The organism is Steroidobacter gossypii (assembly GCF_016801985.1).
Taxonomy (GTDB): Bacteria; Pseudomonadota; Gammaproteobacteria; order Steroidobacterales; family Steroidobacteraceae; genus Steroidobacter; species Steroidobacter gossypii.
In genome coordinates this window covers 1-1,397 of the sequence record NZ_JAEVLS010000021.1, presented here as the reverse complement: position 1 = coordinate 1,397, position 1,397 = coordinate 1, and the positions used below count along the sequence as shown (strand labels likewise).

Genomic DNA, 1,397 nt, shown 5'->3' with positions numbered 1-1,397 from the left:
ATGTACCTTCCAGTGCTGCGGCACGTACTCGAGGACTTCAGAAACATCTTCGCCGATCGCGCGCAGCTTGCCACCGCACTTCGGGCACTCACAGGTGCCGCTGGCAGGCTCGTGGACGTGCGCTTCACGCGGTAACTGCTCGGGCAGCGCCTGGCGAACCGGCTTCGTTGCTCCCTGGGACGTCGAATCTGCAACGTTGGGTGTTGCTGCGGCATTGGCCTCCAGCTCCTCCAAACTCAGTTCGAGCTGCGCGATCTGCGCATCGAGTTGCTCGGAGGAGCGACCGAACTTCAATCGCTTCAGCTTCGCCAGCTGCAGCTTCAGTTGTTCGATGAGTACGTTGCGGGAGTGTAGTTGGGCAGACAGGCTCTGCACCTGATCGCGGGCGGCGTGCAGGAGCTGTTTTAAGCTCTCGACATCGTTGGGCAGCGAGTCTGTGCGAGGCATACCCCAATATAACAACAGGCATATGCCGATGCCACACGCGCAACCCGCAAGAAACAAATAAATCACATCACACCGCCAGCTGAGGCTCGACAGTGCGCACAGGTCGGCGCCAATCGATCCCTTCGAGCAACATCGACAGCTGTGCCGCGGTCAATGTGACTGCGCCGTGCGTGGCCTGCGGCCAGATGAAACGGCCGCGCTCCAGACGCTTGGCGAAGAGGCACATCCCATCGCCACTCCACCACAGGATCTTCACTCGATCACCGGCTCGGCCGCGAAACACGAAGAGCTGTCCAGAGAAGGGATCTTCCGCTAGTTGCATCTGAACCAGCGCTGCCAGCCCATCGAAGCCTTTGCGCATGTCGGTGGCGCCAGCCACCAGCCACACCGTCACTCCCGCGGGCAGAGCGATCATCGTCGTGACAACTGCTCAAGAATCCGCTCGAGCACGGCACGCTGCGCCTCGCCGTACAAGCGCACGCGGGTGCCCTCGGTCAGGACGAGCTCTAACAGCGACTCGCTGACCGGGGCGGCATCTGTCGGGCGCCTGGTGCGCTTGCCCTCACCGCGAGTTGCCGCCGGCTCAGTCGGCGTTAACGTCGGCGTAGCGATCTTCACCGGCAGCAGCGGCGGTGGCTTGGCATGTCGCTGTTCGCTCAGCAGTCCGCTTCGGTGCAGGCGCAACCAGCCAAACAGCAGGTTCGCGTTCACGCCGTGCTTGCGGGCCACGGCAGCCACTGAGCTGCCGGGCTGGAGTGCCTCCAGCACCATGGCCTGCTTCTCTTGCAGGGTGCGCATCCGGCGCCACGCACGCTCGCCGGTCGTCTCTTCGTCACGCTTGGCTGTAATGTCCATCTGAACCTCAAGCGGACACGTACACTCTTGCCGCTTCAAGCGACATGATGCGTGACCACTTGCGTCAGGCTAGAGGGTGATGGGCGGACGCTTAC

Annotated in this window: 1 protein-coding gene and 2 pseudogenes; all 3 read right to left on the bottom strand. The window is 62.6% G+C overall.

Annotated elements, in window-relative coordinates:
• Positions 1–333 (bottom strand): annotated as a pseudogene (locus JM946_RS29845) (IS66 family transposase); the annotation flags it as partial.
• Between the two features lie 181 nt (positions 334–514).
• Entirely contained in the window at positions 515–862 is a 348-nt protein-coding gene (tnpB, locus tag JM946_RS29840; protein WP_203171112.1) for an IS66 family insertion sequence element accessory protein TnpB, read from the bottom strand.
• A pseudogene (gene tnpA, locus JM946_RS31895) lies at positions 859–1,251 on the bottom strand (IS66-like element accessory protein TnpA); the annotation flags it as partial. The pseudogene tnpA and the gene tnpB, both read right to left, overlap by 4 nt.
• Positions 1,252–1,397: the final 146 nt, after the last annotated feature.